The organism is Citrobacter sp. Cpo012 (assembly GCF_030333015.1).
Taxonomy (GTDB): domain Bacteria; phylum Pseudomonadota; class Gammaproteobacteria; order Enterobacterales; family Enterobacteriaceae; genus Citrobacter; species Citrobacter portucalensis.
The window spans coordinates 273,850-293,425 of sequence record NZ_JAOWGR010000036.1 but is presented as its reverse complement, the minus strand read 5'-3'; the positions used below and the strand labels follow the sequence as shown (position 1 = coordinate 293,425).

The following is a 19,576-nucleotide window of genomic DNA, read 5'->3' as shown; positions in this document are numbered from 1 at the left end:
ACGAATTCTAAAAATTATTTTTGGGTTTGTAGGCCGGATAAGCGCAGCGCCATCCGGCAATCGTTCATCCAGCCAACAAACTCAACGCAGTACCATCAACAGTGCCAGCACAACGACGGCGCCGATGCTCATTGATGCAACATACCAGCGCAGATAACCGTTCTCGCTCAACAGCAGGCCTTTACCTGCAAAGCGGGAAAGGATCGCCGGGATGTTCATCATTGAGTTGAGCGGATCGCGTTTCAGCAACCAGGCAACACCCAGGAACGGCTTGACGAACACTTTGTCGTACAGCCAGTCGAAGCCCCAGGCGTTATACCACCAGGTACCCAGCAGGCGGCCCGGCGCACTGTTCGCAATCGACGTCACCAGCGTGCGTTTACCCAGCCACAGCCATGCTGCGATCAGGATGCCCGCAATCGCTACGATACCGGAGGTAATTTCCAGCGTCATGACGCGACCATGCTCAAGCTCGGTCGTCGCAGGCAGTACACCCTGCAGCGGCGGCACAATCAGCGCGCCAACGAAGGTGGACAGGATCATCAGCACAATCAGCGGCAGATGATGGGTAATCCCCTTCCCTGCGTGGGCGTGAATTTGTTCTTTACCGTGGAACACGATGAAAATCATACGGAAGGTGTACAGAGAGGTCATGAATGCACCGACCAGACCTGCAACCATCAGATTAATATGACCATTCGCCATTGCACCGGCCAGAATCTCATCCTTACTGAAGAAGCCAGCGGTAATCAGCGGCAGAGCCGACAGCGCCGCGCCACCGATCAGGAAGCAGAGATACACCAGCGGAATTGACTTACGCAGACCGCCCATCTTGAAGATGTTCTGTTCGTGGTGGCAAGCCAGGATAACCGAGCCGGATGCCAGGAACAGCAGCGCTTTAAAGAAGGCGTGCGTCATCAGGTGGAAAATCGCCGCATCCCACGCCTGTACGCCGAGAGCCAGGAACATATAACCAATCTGGCTCATGGTGGAGTACGCAAGAACGCGTTTGATGTCGGTCTGTACCAGCGCAGCAAAACCCGCCAGCACCAGAGTGATAGCACCGATAATCCCCACCAGGTGCAGGATTTCAGGCGTCATCAGGAACAGGCCGTGCGTACGGGCTATCAGGTAGACACCAGCGGTAACCATCGTCGCGGCGTGGATCAATGCGGAGACAGGCGTCGGGCCGGCCATCGCATCAGCAAGCCAGGTCTGCAACGGCAGCTGTGCAGATTTACCGACCGCACCGCCCAACAGCATCAGGGTTGCCCACATCAGCATGTTGTTACCGTCTGCAAAGTGCGCAGGCGCCAGTTCCACCATTTCGCGGAAGTTCAGCGTGCCCAGCTCGTTGTAGAGGATGAACAGCGCGAACGCCAGGAATACGTCACCAACGCGGGTTACCACGAAGGCTTTCATTGCCGCAGCGCCATTCTTCGGATCGGTGTAGTAGAAACCAATCAGCAGATAGGAGCACAGGCCCACGCCTTCCCAGCCGAGGTACATCAGCAGCAGGTTATCCGCCAGCACCAGAACCACCATGCTGGCGATAAACAGGTTGGTGTAGGCGAAGAAACGAGAATAGCCCTCTTCTCCGCGCATATACCAGGAGGCGAACATGTGGATCAGGAAACCAACGCCGGTCACCACGGAGAGCATGGTCAGCGACAGGCCGTCCAGCACCAGGTTGAAGCCGATGTTGAAGTCGCCGACTGACATCCACGTCCACAGCGGCTGGCTGTAAGCCTGCTGGCCATTGGCAAAGAAATCAACGCCAACAAACGCAGTAACCAGCGCGGCCAGACCGATCGACCCGACACCCACGGTAGCGGACAGATTTTCTGACCAACGACCACGAGAAAACGCCAGTAATACAAAGCCAATAAATGGCAGAATAATGGTTAAGGCAAGCATGTTCATCCACGCATCTCACTTACTGAATCGATGTTCAGGTTCTGGCGACGGCGATGAAGTTGCAGCAACAGCGCAAGCCCAATGCTCGCTTCGGCAGCCGCAAGGCTGATGGCGAGAATATACATCACCTGACCATCGGTCTGGCCCCAGTAGCTTCCGGCGACCACAAAGGCCAACGCGGAGGCGTTAATCATGATTTCCAGCCCGATCAGCATAAACAGCAGATTGCGGCGGATAACCAGACCGGTTAAGCCCAGCACGAATAAGATCGCAGCGAGGATCAGTCCATGTTGTAAGGGGATCATGCGTGCTCCTCCGTTTTTCTTTTCGCGCGGTCGTCGGTGCGATTGCTCAGCACTTCACCAGAACGCTCTTCGCGCCCCACGTGGAAGGCCACAACCAGACCCGCCAGCAGCAGCATCGAAGCCAGTTCAACCGCCAGTACATACGGTCCGAACAGGGAAATACCGACTGCTTTCGCGCTAATTGGCGTGCCGTCGATGCCCTGATCGTTAACGCCCAGAATGGCGTAAACAATAACCACCAGCATAATGGCCGACAGAATCGCCGGACCAATCCACACCTGCGGTTTCAGCCACTGACGTTCCTGTTCAATTTCAGAACCACCAAGGTTGAGCATCATCACCACGAACACGAACAGCACCATGATGGCGCCCGCGTAGACGATAATTTCCAGCGCACCGGCGAAGTAAGCGCCTAACGAGAAGAACACCCCAGAAATCGCCAGCAGCGAAATAATCAGGTACAGCAACGCGTGTACCGGATTGGTGTGGGTGATCACCCGCAAGGTTGCGAGAATGGCTATCAGGCCACAGATATAAAAAGCGAACTCCATTGCCCCTCTCCTTACGGTAACAGGCTCTTGACGTCGATAGGCTTAGCTTCGTTCTCTGCTTCGCCCTTATCTTTGCCGTCGATTGCCATACCTGCCATCCGGTAGAAGTTATATTCCGGGTATTTGCCCGGACCGGAGATCAGCAGATCCTCTTTCTCGTAAACCAGGTCCTGGCGCTTGTACTCACCCAGCTCGAAATCTGGAGTCAGCTGAATAGCCGTAGTCGGACAGGCTTCTTCGCACAGGCCGCAGAAAATGCAGCGTGAGAAGTTAATGCGGAAAAACTCCGGATACCAGCGGCCATCTTTGGTCTCTGCTTTTTGCAGAGAAATACAGCCTACCGGACACGCTACCGCACACAGGTTACAGGCAACGCAGCGCTCTTCACCGTCTGGATCACGAGTCAGAACGATACGACCACGAAAACGGGGTGGTAGATAGACCGGCTCTTCCGGATACATCTGCGTTTCGCGTTTCGCGAACGCATGCAGGCCGATCATCCAGATACTGCGTACCTGGGTGCCGAAACCTACGAACAATTCTTTTAAGGTCATGGTCTTTGTGTCCCTTATTGCGCCTGCCAGAGAATGACAGCCGCCGTTACCAGCAAGTTGACGAGCGTCAGCGGCAGACAGACTTTCCAGCCGAAGGACATTACCTGGTCATAACGAGGACGCGGTAACGACGCACGAATCAAAATGAACATCATCATGAAGAACGCGGTTTTCAGCGCGAACCAGACGAATGGCGGTAAGAACGGGCCATGCCAGCCACCGAAGAACAGGGTAACCATCAGTGCAGAAATGGTGACGATGCCGATGTATTCACCCACGAAGAACAGACCGAATTTCATACCGGAATATTCAATGTGGTAACCGTCGGCCAGTTCCTGCTCGGCTTCTGGCTGGTCAAACGGGTGACGGTGGCACACCGCCACGCCCGCGATGGCAAAGGTGACAAAACCAAAGAACTGCGGAATAACGTTCCAGATATCAGCCTGGTTGTTGACGATGTCGGTCATGTTAAATGAACCGGCCTGCGCCACCACGCCCATCAGGGAAAGCCCGAGGAACACTTCGTAACTCAGCGTCTGCGCAGACGCACGCATCGCACCGAGCAGGGAGTATTTGTTGTTACTGGACCAGCCGGCGAACAGCACCGCGTATACCGCGAGGCCCGCCATCATCAGGAAGAACAGGATCCCGATGTTCAGGTCAGCAACCACCCAGTTCGGACTCACCGGCACGATGGCGAAAGCCAGCAGTAGCGAGGTAAAGGCGATCATCGGTGCCAGGGTAAAGATGACGCGATCCGAGAATTTCGGGATCCAGTCTTCTTTAAAGAACATCTTGATCATGTCCGCAACCAGCTGGAGCGAACCGCCCCAGCCAACACGGTTCGGTCCGTAACGGTTCTGGAACAGACCCAGCAGACGACGTTCGCCAAAGCTCATGAATGCCCCGCAGGTGACCACCACCAGCAGGATCACGACCGCTTTGAGAATGCTCAGCAGGATCTCAATCAGATCGGGTGTAATCCAACTCATTGTTGTGCCTCCTGCAGATCCTCAAGACGCGCACCTGCCAGAACCGGCGCGATGCCAGGCATACCCATCGGCAAACCAACCTGCCCTGCCGTTAATCCTTCAGCGATTTCAACCGGCAGCGTAACCGTGTTGCCATCGTAGCTGAAAGAAACGCGCGTACCGGCATTAACACCCAACTTCGCGGCATCAGCCGGGTTGAGTTTGATGTACGGCTGCGGCATACGGGTCTGGAAGACCGGCGCACGCTGGGACATTTCGTCGCTGCCAAACAGATGGTAGTACGGCGCGATACGCCACTGACCATCCTGAGCCTGGAAGCTCGCCGGAACGGTAGTGAAGTAATCCATACCATCTGCAGAAGCTTCGATCAGACGCACGCCCGGATCGCCATGACGCAGTTTACCGCCCACTTCATCCTGGAACTTGTTCCACGCCTGTGGGGAGTTCCAGCCCGGAGCCCAGGCAAACGGAATTTGTGAACGCGGCGCAGACGGTTGGTTGTTCCCTTCCATAGAGAAGGCGAACATAGTGTCTTTGTCCTGCGGCTGGCGCGGTTCGTGTACGCTGATGTTGGCGCGCATTGCGGTACGACCGCTGTAGCGGTGCGGTTCACGAGCCAATTTCTGTCCACGGATACGGAAGCTTGCGTCCGGAGCGGCATCTTTGATACCCGCCAGTTGCGGCAGCTTCTCAACGACCGCGTCGATAACGTGGTCGAGCTGCGTCCAGTCCACTTCGCGGCTCTGCACGGTGCTGTGCAGCGAGTGCAGCCAGCGCCAGCTTTCCAGCATCACGGTGTTACTGTCGTAGTAGGACGGGTCGTAGACCTGGAAGAAACGCTGAGCGCGGCCTTCGTTGTTAATCACCGTACCATCGCTTTCGGCGAAGCTTGCGGCGGAAAGCACCAGATGAGCGTTTTCCATAATTGCCGTACGCTGATGGTCAATGACCAGTACCAGCGGCGCTTTCGCCAGCGCTGCGTTCACACGCGTTGCTGAAGCATGGCGATGCAGGTCATTCTCCAGCACCACAACGGCGTCAGCACGACCTGTTTCCAGCTCGGTCAGCGCATCGTCAAGGGAACCACCGCCAATCATACCTAGGCCCATGCTGTTAACAGAGCGAGCAATCATGGTGATGCCGACGTCTGCGCCACGGCCTTTCAGCGCCTTCGCCACGTTGGCAGCCGCCTGAATCACTTCGGCGCTACCGGCGTTGGTGCCGGAAATAATCAGTGGTTTCTTCGCCCCGGCCAGTGCCTGAACGATAACGTCAATTTTGTTTTGCAGGTCACGGTCGATACCGTCAACCGCCGGAGCGTTGTTATCCAGCGCATGAGCGATAGCGAAACCTAAACGCGCCTGATCTTCAACCGGTGCACGATAGGTCCATGCGGCGATGTCATCCAGACGGGTGTTATCGACGTTGGTAACGAACAGCGGGTGCTTAGCACGCTGGCCGATGTTAAGGATTGCTGCGATCTGCCAGTCAGCCACTTTCTGTGCCGCCGCCATTTCACGCGCTTTACCTTTCACCGCCTGACGCACTGCCAGCGCAACGCGTGCGCCGGTCTGGGTGACATCTTCGCCCAGCACCAGAACCGCATCATAAGATTCGATTTCGCGCAGTGCCGGAGTATGAATCCCGCCGTCACGCAGCACGCTCAGTGCCAGTTGCAGACGTTCCTGCTCGCCCTGGGCGATACCGGTATAGAAGTTATCCGCACCCACCAGTTCACGCAGCGCGAAGTTACTTTCAACGCTGGCGCGTGGGGAGCCGATACCAATTACTTTCTTCGACTGACGCAGAATATCTGCCGCGCCCTGCATCGCCTGCTCGGCGTTCAGCGTGATCAGGTCATCGCCACGACGCTGTACCGGCTGACGCGGACGGTCTTTCAGGTTCACGTAACCATAGCCAAAACGACCACGGTCGCAGAGGAAGTAGTGGTTAACGGTACCGTTATAACGGTTTTCGATACGACGCAGTTCACCGTAGCGCTCGCCCGGGCTGGTGTTACAGCCGATGGAACACTGCTGGCAGATGCTCGGCGCAAACTGCATGTCCCATTTACGGTTATAACGCTCGGAGTGCGTTTTATCAGTGAAGACGCCGGTCGGGCAAATTTCTACCAGGTTACCAGAGAACTCGCTTTCGAGCGTACCGTCTTCCGGGCGACCGAAGTAGACGTTGTCATGTGCGCCATAGACACCCAGATCCGCGCCATCGGCGTAATCTTTGTAGTAACGTACGCAGCGATAGCAGGCGATGCAGCGGTTCATTTCGTGAGAGATGAACGGCCCCAGGTCCTGGTTACGGTGAGTACGCTTCGTGAAGCGGTAGCGACGGAAGCTGTGACCGGTCATGACGGTCATATCCTGCAGGTGGCAGTTGCCGCCCTCTTCACAGACCGGACAGTCGTGCGGGTGGTTAGTCATCAACCACTCCACGACGCTTTCGCGGAACTGTTTCGCTTCTTCGTCATCAATAGAAATAAAGGTGCCTTCGGTGGCCGGTGTCATACAAGACATCACCAGGCGACCACGCGTGTCTTCCGCGTTTTGATATTGCTTCACCGCACACTGGCGGCAAGCACCGACGCTTCCCAGCGCCGGGTGCCAGCAAAAGTACGGAATATCAAGGCCGAGAGACAGACAAGCTTCCAGCAGGTTGTCCGCTCCGTTGACCTCATATTCTTTGCCGTCTACATGAATCGTAGCCATAGTCAGCATGCTTCCAGTTGGCTCGGTCGTAACCGAGCGTTAATCGAATTTCTTATCGCGACACAGGGCTAACCCTGTAATCACCAGCGCTCTTTCAGCAGGTTCGGCTGAATACCACCAATCTGATGGGTATTGCTGAAGGACTGCTTGATGCCAGCTTCGAATTCTTCGCGGAAATATTTAATGGCGCTCTGCAGCGGTTCCACTGCACCCGGTGCGTGTGCACAGAAGGTTTTACCCGGGCCGAGGAAACGACACAGTTGCTCAAGTGTCTCGATATCCCCAGGCTGGCCTTCGCCACGCTCCAGCGCGCGCAGAATTTTCACACTCCACGGCAGACCGTCACGGCACGGCGTACACCAGCCGCAAGACTCGCGGGCAAAGAACTCTTCGAGGTTACGCACCAAAGGAACCATGCCAATCTCGTGATCAACAGCCATGGCCAGCGCGGTGCCCAGACGGCTACCTGCTTTACCAATGCTTTCGAATTCCATCGGCAGATCGAGGTGTGCTTCGGTCAGGAAGTCAGTCCCTGCACCGCCTGGCTGCCAGGCTTTAAACTTCAGTCCATCGCGCATGCCGCCCGCGTAATCTTCGAGGATCTCACGCGCGGTAGTACCGAAAGGCAGTTCCCACAGGCCAGGATTCTTCACGCGACCAGAGAAGCCCATCAGCTTGGTGCCCGCGTCTTTGCTCTTCGAAATGTTCTGGTACCACTCCACGCCGTTCGCTAGGATAGCCGGTACGTTACACAGGGTTTCGACGTTGTTTACGCAGGTCGGTTTGCCCCATGCGCCAGAGCTTGCCGGGAACGGCGGCTTGGAACGAGGGTTAGCACGGCGACCTTCGAGGGAGTTGATCAGCGCGGTTTCTTCACCGCAGATGTAACGCCCTGCCCCGGTGTGGACAAACAGTTCGAAGTCGAAACCAGTGCCCATGATGTTTTTGCCAAGCAGACCGGCTTCAGTCGCTTCGGCAATCGCGCGACGCAGATGCACGGCGGCTTCGATATATTCACCGCGCAGGAAGATGTAACCACGGTACGCTTTCAGCGCAAACGCGGAAATCAGCATGCCTTCCACCAGCAGGTGCGGCAGCTGTTCCATCAGCAGACGGTCTTTATAGGTGCCCGGCTCCATTTCATCGGCGTTACACAGCAGGTAACGGATGTTCATGGATTCGTCTTTCGGCATCAGGCTCCACTTCAGACCGGTGGAAAAGCCCGCGCCGCCGCGCCCTTTCAGGCCAGCGTCTTTTACCTGATTAACGATTTCGTCCGGTGACAGCCCGGTCAGGGCCTTACGCGCACCTTCGTAGCCGTTCTTGCTACGGTATTCGTCCAGCCAGACCGGCTGTTTGTCATCACGCAGACGCCAGGTCAGCGGATGGGTTTCGGGAGTACGGATAATGTCTTTCATTTATACCGCTCCAGCAGTTCGGGAATGCCTTCCGGGGTCAGGTGAGCGTGAGTATCCTCATCGATCATCATGTTTGGCCCTTTATCGCAGTTCCCCAGGCAACAGGTCGGCAGCAGCGTAAAGCGACCATCAAAGGTCGTCTGCCCCGGCTTGATGTTGAGTTTTTTCTCAAGCGCGGCCTGGATCCCCTGGTAACCGTTGATATGGCACACCACGCTGTCGCAATAGCGGATCACATGGCGACCTACCGGCTGGCGGAAGATCTGGCTATAAAACGTAGCAACACCTTCTACGTCGCTTGCCGGAATACCCAGCACATCAGCGATCGCATAGATCGCCCCATCCGGCACCCAGCCACGCTGTTTCTGAACGATTTTCAGCGCTTCAATGGACGCCGCACGCGGGTCTTCGTAGTGGTGCTTCTCGTGCTCAATCGCTTCACGCTCAGCCGCACTCAGCTCAAAAGCCTCGGTTTGTGGTTGTTGATTCTCGTGCATAATTAGCGGTCCACATCTGACATAACAAAATCGATACTACCCAGATGGACGATTAAGTCGGACACCAGGCTGCCACGTACCGCTACCGGGATCTGCTGCAGGTGCGCATAGCTCGGGGTACGGATACGGGTACGGTAACTCATGGTGCTGCCATCGCTGGTCAGGTAGTAACTGTTGATACCCTTGGTCGCTTCCACCATCTGGAAGGACTCGTTTGCCGGCATAACCGGGCCCCACGAAACCTGCAGGAAGTGGGTGATAAGGGTTTCGATATGTTGCAGCGTGCGCTCTTTCGGCGGCGGCGTCGTCAGCGGGTGATCCGCTTTGAACGGGCCTTCCGGCATGTTATTGAGGCACTGCTCAAGGATGCGCAGACTCTGGCGCAGCTCTTCAACTTTCAGCATCACGCGGGTATAGCAGTCAGAAACGCCGCCGCCAACCGGGACTTCAAAGTCAAAGTTTTCGTAGCCAGAGTACGGACGCGCTTTACGCACGTCGAAATCAATACCGGTCGCGCGCAGCGCAGCACCGGTACAACCCCAGTCCAGCGCTTCTTTCTTACCGTAAGCGGCAACGCCCTGCGAACGGCCTTTCAGGATGGTGTTACGCAGTGCGGCTTTCTCGTAAGAATCCAGACGTTTTGGCATCCAGTCGAGGAAGTCACGCAGCAGCTTGTCCCAACCGCGCGGCAGATCGTGTGCCACACCGCCGATACGGAACCAGGCCGGGTGCATACGGAAACCGGTGATCGCTTCCACCACGTCATAGATTTTCTGACGGTCGGTAAAGGCGAAGAAGACCGGGGTCATCGCGCCGACGTCCTGAATGAACGTGGAGATGTACAGCAGGTGGCTGTTGATACGGAACAGTTCGGACAACATCACGCGAATCACGTTGACGCGATCCGGCGTGGTGATACCAGCCAGCTTCTCAACGGCCAGTACGTAAGGCATTTCGTTTACACAGCCGCCGAGGTACTCAATACGGTCGGTGTACGGAATGTAGCTGTGCCAGGACTGACGTTCACCCATCTTTTCAGCGCCACGGTGGTGGTAGCCGATGTCAGGTACGCAGTCGACGATTTCTTCGCCATCAAGCTGTAGCACAATACGGAAAGCACCGTGAGAAGACGGGTGGTTAGGACCGAGGTTGAGGAACATGAAGTCCTCATTTTCGGTGCTACGCTTCATACCCCAATCTTCTGGTTTGAAGGTCAGCGCTTCCATTTCCAGATCCTGTTTGGCTTTAGTCAGCTCAAACGGATCAAATTCGGTCGCACGCGCCGGGTAGTCTTTACGCAGCGGATGACCTTCCCAGGTATGCGGCATCAGCAGACGCGTCAGGTGCGGGTGACCTTCGATATCGATGCCAAACATTTCCCAGGTTTCACGCTCATACCAGTTGGCGTTCGGGAACAGTTTGGTGAAAGTCGGTACGCGCAGATCGTTTTCAGACAAAGCCACCTTGAGCATGATATCGCGATTGCGTTCAATGGAGATCAGGTGATAGAAAACGGAAAAATCCGCGGCAGGTAACCCTTCGCGGTGCGTACGCAGACGTTCGTCCATGCCGTGTAAGTCAAACAGCATGACGTAAGGTTTCGGCAGTCTCTTTAAGAAATCGCCAACTTCCAGTAATTGTTCACGCTTGACCCAAACAACGGGTACCCCGGTGCGAGTCGCCTGAACGGTAAAGGCATCCGGCCCAAAACGGTTGCGCAGTTCGCCAATGACCGGGTCATCAAGGTGATCCCGTGTTTGCCATACGGCGTCTTGCGCGGTTAAGTCGGTCATATTGTTCACCATTGCAAATGGTCCGTGGTGGTCGGCAGTGCTTCGCGCTATTTATGTAGTGATAAGCGAAGGAAGTGCTGCTGCCGACAGGCGCAAATTAAATCTCGTCTGGTGTACGAAGATTCGTTACAGCAATACGTTCGCCGCGTTTACGCTCGCGTTCTGACTGCATATTGGCGCGATAAACGCCCTGATCGCCAACCACCCAGGAGAGCGGGCGGCGTTCTTTGCCAATGGAATCTTGCAGCAGCATCAGAGCCTGCATATACGCTTCTGGGCGCGGCGGACATCCCGGGATGTACACATCGACCGGAATAAATTTATCAACGCCCTGCACCACAGAATAGATGTCGTACATACCGCCGGAGTTGGCGCATGCGCCCATGGAAATAACCCATTTCGGTTCCAGCATCTGATCGTAAAGGCGCTGAATAACTGGTGCCATTTTGGTAAAGCAGGTTCCGGCTACGACCATCAGGTCAGCCTGACGCGGCGATGCACGCAGTACTTCCGCACCAAAACGGGCCACATCGTGCACGGCGGTAAACGAGGTCACCATCTCAACGTAGCAGCAGGAAAGGCCAAAGTTATATGGCCAAATTGAGTTTTTACGGCCCCAGTTAACCATGTCATGCAGTTTGCCCATGAACACGTTTTTGTTAACTTCTTGTTCCAGGGGGTCGGTTACGATCTCCTGTTTTTGCAGGGGGTAACGGTCGTTCTCACCGTTAGGATCTATGCGGGTGAGCGTATAATCCATCTTAATGCCTCGCGGTTAGCGTTGACGATTAGCGATACTGTTCGTTTCCGGGTTCATACGCTCGCGGCGTGAACGCGCGGGCGTCCAGTCCAGCGCGCCAATACGCACCAGATAAACCAGACCTGCCAGTAACACAAAAATAAAAATTGCAGCTTCCACAAAGCCAATCCAACCGCTTTCACGGATAGAAGTTGACCATGCGAACAGATACAGCGCTTCAACGTCGAAGATAACGAAGAACATGGCTACCAGATAAAACTTGGCAGACAGGCGCAGGCGGGCGGTGCCGACCGAGTCGATACCTGATTCAAACGGCACGTTTTTAGATCTCGCGCGTGCGCGACCCCCTAAAAACCAGCCGCCGACGAGCATCAGGCAGCACAGGCCAATGGCAACGATAAGAAAGATAGCGAATGCCCAGTGATGAGCGATGATTTCAGTGGATGTTGACATACTCATTGCTTACTCATCAAAAGTAGCGCCAAATTCTCTGCTCTTTTCGGCAGATGAACGCCACATCGATTCATGGGGAGGAATAAAAAAAACCTTACAATCACTGTGAAAAATCATTTTATACAGCTAATTGATGGGGTTTTTTACTCCTTTCTATAACCTTTTGTCAACTTTAACAAAAGTTTCCTCACATTATTTTACACTGTTCCAACTTCATTAACATAAAGTGCTCTTTAGACCCATTTCGATTGCATCATCGGTCATTTTTAATGTTGTTGAATCGTGTCCGTAGTGAAGTAAAAAAGATAATACACGTCTATTTTGACAGGAATTCACCCAGATGCCTCCCCCTAAATGGGAGTATTTTCTTGATCTGTGACACGCTTTTGTTAATTCACCATAAAAAACAGCAACAATTTCTCTAGTTTTTTAACATGGAAACATTTAGCAACTCAGCTGATTATTTTTCATCCTATTGTCAGTCTGTTTTTTTACCTGCTGATTTTGTTAAGTTTTAGTATATGAATGAACAGAAAGCAGTAATATTTGCATAAAAAAAGAGCCGCTGGATGTTTTTTCATCATCAGTGGCTCTTTTTTACACTTACATTTTAAAACGTTTTTTTGTGACGCTTTACTCAAAGTCGCCTTCAACAATCAGCGAGTCATCTCCTCCTTCAGGGGTAAACTGATTGTATTGCCAAGGATTTTGATATGTCTGCATCGACTTAAAGATAACCTGAGCTAATTCATTTTGCGTGGCCGGATCGCTGCACAGCAGATACTCGGTATCAGGCAGAGGTGGCAATCCGTCCGCCGCACCCAGTACGCGTAAATCCGGGCTCATCATTTCGACAGGACGGGCAGTAACGCCCAGCCCTGCTTTTACCGCCGCGCGGACCGCAGGCAATGTTGAAGCGACATAAGCCAAACGCCACGGGATCTGTGCGGCATTCAACGTCGCCAGCACGATATCGCGAAACGGGCTGGGATCGTCCAGCAGAACTAACGGCACCGGTTCGCCTTTTTGCAGGATATATTCGGCTGCGCAATACCAGTGCGTCGGTGAAGTTCGCAAATTCAGGCACTCAAAATCGCCAGGTCGGTTAGTGGTGACCACTAAATCTACTTCTTGCGACTTAAGCATCTCCACCATGTAGGCATTGCGTTTCACTCTGACATCCAGTGCAAGTTTCGGATAAACCGAACTTATACGGTTAAGCAGAAAAGGGAGTATGGTATCGGCGGATTCATCAGAAGCACCGATAGTTAACACCCCCTGAAGATTGTTAAACATCAATGATGAGCATGCCTCATCATTAAATCGCAGTATTTTCCTGGCGTAACCCAACAGCTGGATACCATGTTCGGTCAGCAGTTTGTTGCGTCCATGGCGCGCGAACAACTCTTTCCCCACAAGTTGTTCAAGACGCTGCATTTGCTGACTTACCGCAGACTGAGTTCGACATACCGCAGCTGCCGCAGCCGCAAAGGTATTCAGGTCGGCAACAGCAACAAAGGTTCTCAGCAGATCGAGGTCGAGGTTAATTATCGGACGATTTGCATTTATCATAGTTTTTCACTTACTCGCGGGTCATACCGGGTTAATGCTGTGCATTCAGAATCAAACAACTCCATTTGTAATGTGCCTCCCTTCAGTTTCGCTTAGTGTAACCAAGTGAAAATAAGGATGTATTTGGTTTAACAAACGAAACAATTCTCTTTCTGAGCTATTTTAATACCCGTGATATTCATCGGAATATAGCAACGAGAAAGAGCCGTATTTTTTAGCTGCTGGATGATTCTGACTAATGGGAAACATGTAAATTTTGTAAATTTAAAAAATAGTTAACGAACAATAATTTACACATTAAAAACTAACTTTTCAGGATGTTAGGAACAACCAACAAACATTTGAATTATCGTAAAATTCGTACTACACACCATTTCATAGGAGTTATCTTAACCTAAAACCACTATATTTATAAGTGTTATCGCGAATAATTCCGGGCAAATTGGTGTTATGTCAGTGCAACGGTTTTCGTATTATTGGCCCACTCAATTTGATGTCGTTTAAATAATAAATAATAATTAATTAAGAATTCCTCAATTCATTAATTATGCTTAACAATGGATTCACACCGCATCACGCAGGGATCAGACCGATAACAGATTTCGCAGGCCAAACCTCAGTATTTTCGAATTACGCCATTCAGCTGAGATCTCAGCTACTTTGTCTTTACAGACCTAACTTTTTTTGACCAGACAAATCACCATACCCACGCTAACAAATTAAAATATAAACCACAAAAAACACAATAATCCAGATTATTACTCTACAAAAATCACATTATTTAGTTATTAACAGCGAATTATAATCCTCCTGCTTTCCAAAATCTTCTACTAAAGACCCTTCAAAACTCACCGTCGTGGGAGTACATTGTGCTGGGCTGACTTCCACGGCAGGGAGTGGCATTCACAGCTAAAAAGGTCAACGTTCATGTCCCCCATTGAAAAATCCAGCAAATTAGAAAACGTCTGTTATGACATTCGCGGCCCGGTTCTGAAGGAAGCAAAGCGCCTGGAAGAAGAAGGCAACAAAGTTCTGAAACTGAACATCGGCAACCCTGCGCCTTTCGGGTTTGAAGCGCCAGATGAAATTTTGGTGGATGTGATCCGCAATTTGCCAACTGCGCAAGGATATTGCGATTCCAAAGGCCTTTATTCAGCCCGCAAAGCAATCATGCAGCATTACCAGGCCCGTGGGATGCGCGACGTAACCGTGGAAGATATCTATATCGGTAACGGCGTATCTGAATTGATTGTGCAGGCCATGCAGGCATTGCTAAACAGTGGGGACGAAATGCTGGTTCCTGCACCTGATTATCCACTGTGGACGGCGGCGGTTTCGCTCTCTGGTGGTAATGCCGTGCACTACCTGTGTGACGAATCGTCAGACTGGTTCCCGGACCTGGATGATATCCGCGCCAAAATTACGCCGCGTACCCGTGGGATCGTCATCATCAACCCAAACAACCCTACTGGCGCGGTGTATTCTAAAGAGCTGCTGATGGAGATTGTTGAGATTGCCCGCCAAAACAATCTCATCATCTTTGCGGACGAGATTTACGACAAAATTCTTTACGATGACGCCGAGCACCACTCGATTGCGGCAATGGCCCCTGACCTGCTGACTATTACCTTTAACGGCCTGTCAAAAACCTATCGTGTTGCCGGTTTCCGCCAGGGCTGGATGGTACTGAACGGACCGAAGAAACATGCCAAAGGGTATATCGAAGGCCTTGAGATGCTGGCTTCTATGCGCCTGTGTGCCAACGTTCCGGCACAACATGCCATTCAGACCGCACTGGGTGGATATCAGAGCATCAGCGAATTCATCATGCCAGGCGGACGTCTGTATGAGCAACGTAACCGCGCCTGGGAACTGCTTAATGACATCCCCGGCGTCTCTTGCGTAAAACCGCGCGGTGCGCTGTATATGTTCCCGAAAATTGATGCTAAACGCTTCAATATTCATGACGACCAGAAAATGGTACTCGACTTCCTGTTGCAGGAAAAAGTACTGCTGGTCCAGGGGACGGCATTCAACTGGCCGTGGCCGGATCATTTCCGCATCGTCACGCTACCGCGTATTGACGATATCGAAATGTCGCTGAGTAAATTTGAGCGTTTCCTGTCAGGGTATCGCCAGCTGTAACCACGCAAAGTGCTGCCGGGTTTGCATCCGGTAGCACTCTCTGCGCAAAATACCGTTACTGAAGTCACTGAGTAAGGGTCGTTATGAAGCAGAGCCACTTTTTTGCCCACCTCTCCCGTCTGAAACTCATTAACCGCTGGCCGCTGATGCGCAACGTGCGCACCGAAAACGTGTCCGAACACAGTCTGCAGGTTGCCATGGTTGCCCATGTGCTGGCCGCAATTAAAAACCGTAAATTTGGTGGTCAGGTTAATGCTGAGCGTATTGCCCTGCTGGCGATGTATCACGATGCGTCAGAGGTGTTAACCGGCGATCTCCCTACCCCAGTGAAATATTTCAACTCGCAGATTGCCCAAGAATATAAAGCGATAGAGAAAATTGCCCAACAAAAACTGGTCGATATGGTTCCCGATGAGCTGCGCGATATTTTTGCGCCGCTCATTGATGAACATGCCTTAAGTGAAGAAGAGAGGTCGATTGTTAAACAGGCCGATGCCCTGTGCGCGTATCTGAAGTGCCTGGAAGAACTCTCTGCCGGTAACAACGAATTTCTGCTGGCGAAAACACGTCTGGAAAAAACGCTGGAGTCACGACGCAGCGAAGAGATGGACTACTTTATGGACGTGTTCGTCCCGAGTTTTCACCTCTCATTAGATGAAATCAGTCAGGATTCTCCATTGTAAGTTTGCGGCGACATTGCCTTTGTAGGCCGGATGAGGCGTTAGCCGCCATCCGGCACATAAAAATCAAAACGGAAACAGCATCGGGATCATCACCACGCACACCACCATCACAATGATGGTAAACGGCACGCCAATTTTTACGAAATCGCTAAAGCTGTAGTTACCCGGCCCGAGTACCAGTGTGTTTACCGGTGAAGACACTGGCGTCATAAAGGCTGCGGAAGCCGCCATCGCAATCACCATCGCAAAAGGATACGGCGAAACGCCCATCGACTTTGCTGCCGCCAGCGCAATCGGCGCCATCAGTACCGCCGTCGCAGTGTTAGAGATAAATAACCCAATGGTCGCGCACAGCACGAACAGGCAGCCCAGCATCATATACGGGCCGTACCCTCCACCAACGTCCATTAGCCCTTTAACCACCAGATCAACACCGCCCGTTTTCTGTAATGCCAGCGCAAAGGGCATCATTCCGACAATCAAAATAATACTTGGCCAGTGAATGGCTTTATAGGCGCTTTCGGCATCGATGCAGCGGAATTTTCCCATCAGCAAACAGGCGATAATCGCGGCAACCGTATTAGGGATTTCATCGGTGAGCATTAACGCGACCATCAGCACCAGACAGAAAATCGCATGCGGCGCCTGGCTGTGCGCCGGGGAAGCTTCACTGACTTCCACGGGCATATTCAGTACCACGAAATCGCGCCCTTTTTGCCCCAACAAAGTGATGAGTTTCCAGTTACCCACTACCAGAATGATATCGCCCATCAGCAGTGGTTCATCCACCACCGCTCCGGCCAGTGCCGTACCATCACGCTTCAGTCCGACGACATTCAGGCCATAACGCGTACGAAAAGCGATTTCCCGTACCGTTTTGCCGATCAATTCCGATTCAGGGATTAATGAAATCTCGGCCATACCCACGTCAAGCGCCTGCTCGGAGAAGTATTCACCGCGCAGCACCATCGGCTCCAACAGTTGCTCGCTGCAAAATTCACGCAGGTCGACGTCAGCCGCTGACATATCAATCAGCAACACGTCACGGGCACGGAACTCAGAAACCCCGTTAACATCGACAATCACGCGGCGAAAACGCCGCCAGCGTTCAACACCAATCACGTTTGCCCCGTAGCGCTCACGCAATTTCAGGTCATCCAGACGTTGGCCAATCATGGGAGAACCCGGGCGAATCGCCAGGCGACGGGCACGCCCTGTCAGGCGATATTCTTTGATCAGATCGCGAAAGGTCCGGCGCTTCCAGCCGTCTCCCGGCTGCCCGGAGTCTTCACCTTTCAGCATAAAACGCATCACCAGCATATAAATTATGCCGAGTACCAACACCACCAGTCCCAGTGGGGTTACGCTAAAAAAGCTAAAACCGTTAAGTCCTTCACGTAACAATTCACTGTTGACGACCAGGTTCGGCGGCGTTGCCACCAGCGTCATCATGCCGCTTATCAATCCGGCAAAGCTCAACGGCATCATTAGCCGTGAGGGGGAGATTTGCATGCGCATAGAAACGCTTAAGACAACCGGAATAAAGATGGCGACCACACCGGTCGAACTCATGAAGGCACCGAGTCCGGCTACGGTTATCATCAGCAACACCAGCATTTTGACTTCACTGCTGCCAGCGACCTTCACCAGCCAGGCACCCATTACCGTCGCCACGCCGGTACGCACCAGGCCGTCGCCGATAATGAATAAAGCCGCTATCAAAATAACATTAGGATCGCTGAACCCGGAAAAAGCCTCTGTGATGCTCAATGTTCCACTCAGAACAAAGGCAATAATGACCAGCAAAGCGACCGCGTCCATACGCACTCTGCCAGTTGCAAACAAGACGACGGCAATCGCCAGCAATGAGAGAACCCATATCAATTCACCGTTCACAACATATCCTTGTTAAATGAGAGGGATGGACTGATTCTGCCATAAAAAAGCCCCAACAATCTGGGGCTAAATCATGATCAGGTATTTCTTATAACGACCACATTTCCGTTGGGTTGTTTGGTCACAGAAATATGTTCCAGACTGGTCAGCGAAAAATCAACTTCGTCCAGACGCGGCGTATCCGCTGGCGCGTTAACCGCGATGACATGACACCCAGCAGCCAGTCCTGAGAGCACCCCGGCGGGGGCATCTTCCACGACTGCACATTCCTGCGGTGCCAGGCCCAGAAGCTGAGCGCCTAACAGATACGCGTCTGGCTCTGGTTTCCCTCTTTTTACCCGCTCGGCGGTGACAAACACTTCAGGAGCAGGAAGCCCGGCAACACGATGACGCGCACGTGCGACCGGCATAGAACCGGAGGTCACAATCGCCCATGGAATACCTGCTTTATTGAGATGGTTGAGTAAATCAACTGCCCCCGGCAGCGCGGTGATCCCGGCGGTTTCCGTCGCTTCGATCTGTTCCAGACGGGTAAATTCCGCGGCGATCTCTGCCTCAGACTTGCCCACCATAAAGTGTCGCAGGGAGGTAATGGCCTGCTTACCATGAATAAAGCCAAGTACCTCGGCGTGATCGAGGCCGAAGCGATCGGCCCAGTTGCACCACGCACGCTCTACTGCGGGTAAGGAATCGACCAGCGTTCCATCCAGATCAAACAGAAAACCTTTGCACTGCACGCTCGCCCCCTCAGGCATTAATGATTTGGTTAATTTCATTCGCGCTCAGGTGATACTGACGCGGGCAAGAGTGCCAAACATTCAGCATACGCTGATATTTTTCCCACATTGGGGTCTGGGCGTTGAAGCCATGCGTACCCGCATCAAAGTGGGTGTAACGACCTTCCACATTGACCATAAAACGAACGTACCCGAGGAAACGGGCTTCCGTTGCGGCGTCAAAACCGAGGAAGGTCACGCGACGCTCATCAATAGCCTGCGCATCCTTAAGATTAGTCCAGGACACATGTAATGCGTGATACATCTCCATAATATCGATAATCGTACGACAGGTTTCTTCCGTCAGTTCACCAAACTCACGATCCAGCTCACGCATCTGCAAGCCGTAACCGCGTTCAATAATCGTCTGCAAACGACGATAACGCTCGGCGTTAGTTGGATCGAGCATAGTCATCATTTTGTACTGATTCGACAAAATCAGACGTTGAGCGTTGGTCATTTCCATTTGGGACTCCTGTATCACTACTACTGCGATGAAAAAAAAGAAGGCATCTTGTGCCTTCTTTTATATGCGTAATCA

General features: G+C 52.8%; 17 protein-coding genes. 2 read left to right on the top strand and 15 right to left on the bottom strand.

All coding sequences use genetic code 11. The annotated features are described in order from the left end of the window. Positions 1 to 81: 81 nt before the first annotated feature. The 12 genes from nuoL to lrhA all read right to left on the bottom strand — a co-directional run bounded on the left by nuoL (position 82) and on the right by lrhA (position 13,535). Positions 82 to 1,923, bottom strand: coding sequence for an NADH-quinone oxidoreductase subunit L (gene nuoL, locus OGX90_RS08185; protein ID WP_003834744.1), 1,842 nt, complete (start codon positions 1,921 to 1,923; stop codon positions 82 to 84). Further along, a complete protein-coding gene (gene nuoK / locus OGX90_RS08180) occupies positions 1,920 to 2,222 on the bottom strand; it encodes an NADH-quinone oxidoreductase subunit NuoK (protein ID WP_000612644.1) in 303 nt (100 codons plus the stop codon). The genes nuoL and nuoK overlap by 4 nt, the downstream gene beginning before the upstream one ends. Continuing rightward, entirely contained in the window at positions 2,219 to 2,773 is a 555-nt protein-coding gene (gene nuoJ / locus OGX90_RS08175) for an NADH-quinone oxidoreductase subunit J (protein WP_003028059.1), read from the bottom strand. The genes nuoK and nuoJ overlap by 4 nt, the downstream gene beginning before the upstream one ends. Positions 2,774 to 2,784: 11 nt before the next feature. After that, positions 2,785 to 3,327 (bottom strand): NADH-quinone oxidoreductase subunit NuoI, encoded by a 543-nt coding sequence (gene nuoI, locus OGX90_RS08170; RefSeq protein WP_003028062.1) that lies wholly within the window; start codon positions 3,325 to 3,327, stop codon positions 2,785 to 2,787. Between the two features lie 14 nt (positions 3,328 to 3,341). Next, positions 3,342 to 4,319 carry an NADH-quinone oxidoreductase subunit NuoH gene (nuoH, locus tag OGX90_RS08165; RefSeq protein ID WP_003028063.1) on the bottom strand — a complete coding sequence of 326 codons (978 nt, stop codon included), beginning with the start codon at positions 4,317 to 4,319 and terminating at the stop codon, positions 3,342 to 3,344. Then, on the bottom strand, positions 4,316 to 7,042 hold the full coding sequence (gene nuoG, locus OGX90_RS08160; RefSeq protein ID WP_032941985.1) for an NADH-quinone oxidoreductase subunit NuoG: 2,727 nt from the start codon (positions 7,040 to 7,042) through the stop codon (positions 4,316 to 4,318). The genes nuoH and nuoG overlap by 4 nt, the downstream gene beginning before the upstream one ends. Before the next feature lie 80 nt (positions 7,043 to 7,122). Further along, the gene (nuoF, locus tag OGX90_RS08155; protein WP_003834753.1) at positions 7,123 to 8,460 is read right to left on the bottom strand and encodes an NADH-quinone oxidoreductase subunit NuoF; all 1,338 of its coding nucleotides are present in this window, start codon (positions 8,458 to 8,460) and stop codon (positions 7,123 to 7,125) included. Further along, positions 8,457 to 8,957: an NADH-quinone oxidoreductase subunit NuoE gene (gene nuoE, locus OGX90_RS08150; protein ID WP_003028069.1), complete on the bottom strand. Its 501-nt coding sequence runs from the start codon at positions 8,955 to 8,957 to the stop codon at positions 8,457 to 8,459. Before nuoE ends, nuoF begins: the two co-directional genes overlap by 4 nt. A gap of 2 nt (positions 8,958 to 8,959) precedes the next feature. Further along, positions 8,960 to 10,762 carry an NADH-quinone oxidoreductase subunit C/D gene (gene nuoC / locus OGX90_RS08145; RefSeq protein ID WP_003834757.1) on the bottom strand — a complete coding sequence of 601 codons (1,803 nt, stop codon included), beginning with the start codon at positions 10,760 to 10,762 and terminating at the stop codon, positions 8,960 to 8,962. An 85-nt stretch (positions 10,763 to 10,847) separates the two neighbouring features. Further along, on the bottom strand, positions 10,848 to 11,510 hold the full coding sequence (nuoB, locus tag OGX90_RS08140; RefSeq protein WP_003028075.1) for an NADH-quinone oxidoreductase subunit NuoB: 663 nt from the start codon (positions 11,508 to 11,510) through the stop codon (positions 10,848 to 10,850). Between the two features lie 15 nt (positions 11,511 to 11,525). Continuing rightward, on the bottom strand, positions 11,526 to 11,969 hold the full coding sequence (gene nuoA, locus OGX90_RS08135) for an NADH-quinone oxidoreductase subunit NuoA (protein WP_003028077.1): 444 nt from the start codon (positions 11,967 to 11,969) through the stop codon (positions 11,526 to 11,528). A gap of 627 nt (positions 11,970 to 12,596) precedes the next feature. Continuing rightward, positions 12,597 to 13,535: a transcriptional regulator LrhA gene (lrhA, locus tag OGX90_RS08130; RefSeq protein WP_003834760.1), complete on the bottom strand. Its 939-nt coding sequence runs from the start codon at positions 13,533 to 13,535 to the stop codon at positions 12,597 to 12,599. A 927-nt stretch (positions 13,536 to 14,462) separates the two neighbouring features. On the opposite strand from lrhA, the gene alaA reads away from it, so the two are divergent. Further along, positions 14,463 to 15,680 (top strand): alanine transaminase AlaA, encoded by a 1,218-nt coding sequence (gene alaA / locus OGX90_RS08125; RefSeq protein WP_003028082.1) that lies wholly within the window; start codon positions 14,463 to 14,465, stop codon positions 15,678 to 15,680. An 83-nt stretch (positions 15,681 to 15,763) separates the two neighbouring features. Beyond that, positions 15,764 to 16,363, top strand: coding sequence for a 5'-deoxynucleotidase (gene yfbR, locus OGX90_RS08120; protein WP_286623498.1), 600 nt, complete (start codon positions 15,764 to 15,766; stop codon positions 16,361 to 16,363). Positions 16,364 to 16,426: 63 nt separating this feature from the next. Here yfbR and OGX90_RS08115 read toward each other — a convergent pair whose 3' ends face one another. The 3 genes from OGX90_RS08115 to OGX90_RS08105 form a co-directional block, all read right to left on the bottom strand. Beyond that, complete coding sequence (locus OGX90_RS08115; RefSeq protein ID WP_032944084.1) at positions 16,427 to 18,259, bottom strand: SLC13 family permease; 1,833 nt, start codon at positions 18,257 to 18,259, stop codon at positions 16,427 to 16,429. A 77-nt stretch (positions 18,260 to 18,336) separates the two neighbouring features. Next, positions 18,337 to 19,014: a sugar phosphatase gene (locus OGX90_RS08110; protein WP_008785348.1), complete on the bottom strand. Its 678-nt coding sequence runs from the start codon at positions 19,012 to 19,014 to the stop codon at positions 18,337 to 18,339. Next, complete coding sequence (locus tag OGX90_RS08105) at positions 19,007 to 19,501, bottom strand: YfbU family protein (RefSeq protein WP_003028086.1); 495 nt, start codon at positions 19,499 to 19,501, stop codon at positions 19,007 to 19,009. The genes OGX90_RS08110 and OGX90_RS08105 overlap by 8 nt, the downstream gene beginning before the upstream one ends. Positions 19,502 to 19,576 lie beyond the last annotated feature (75 nt).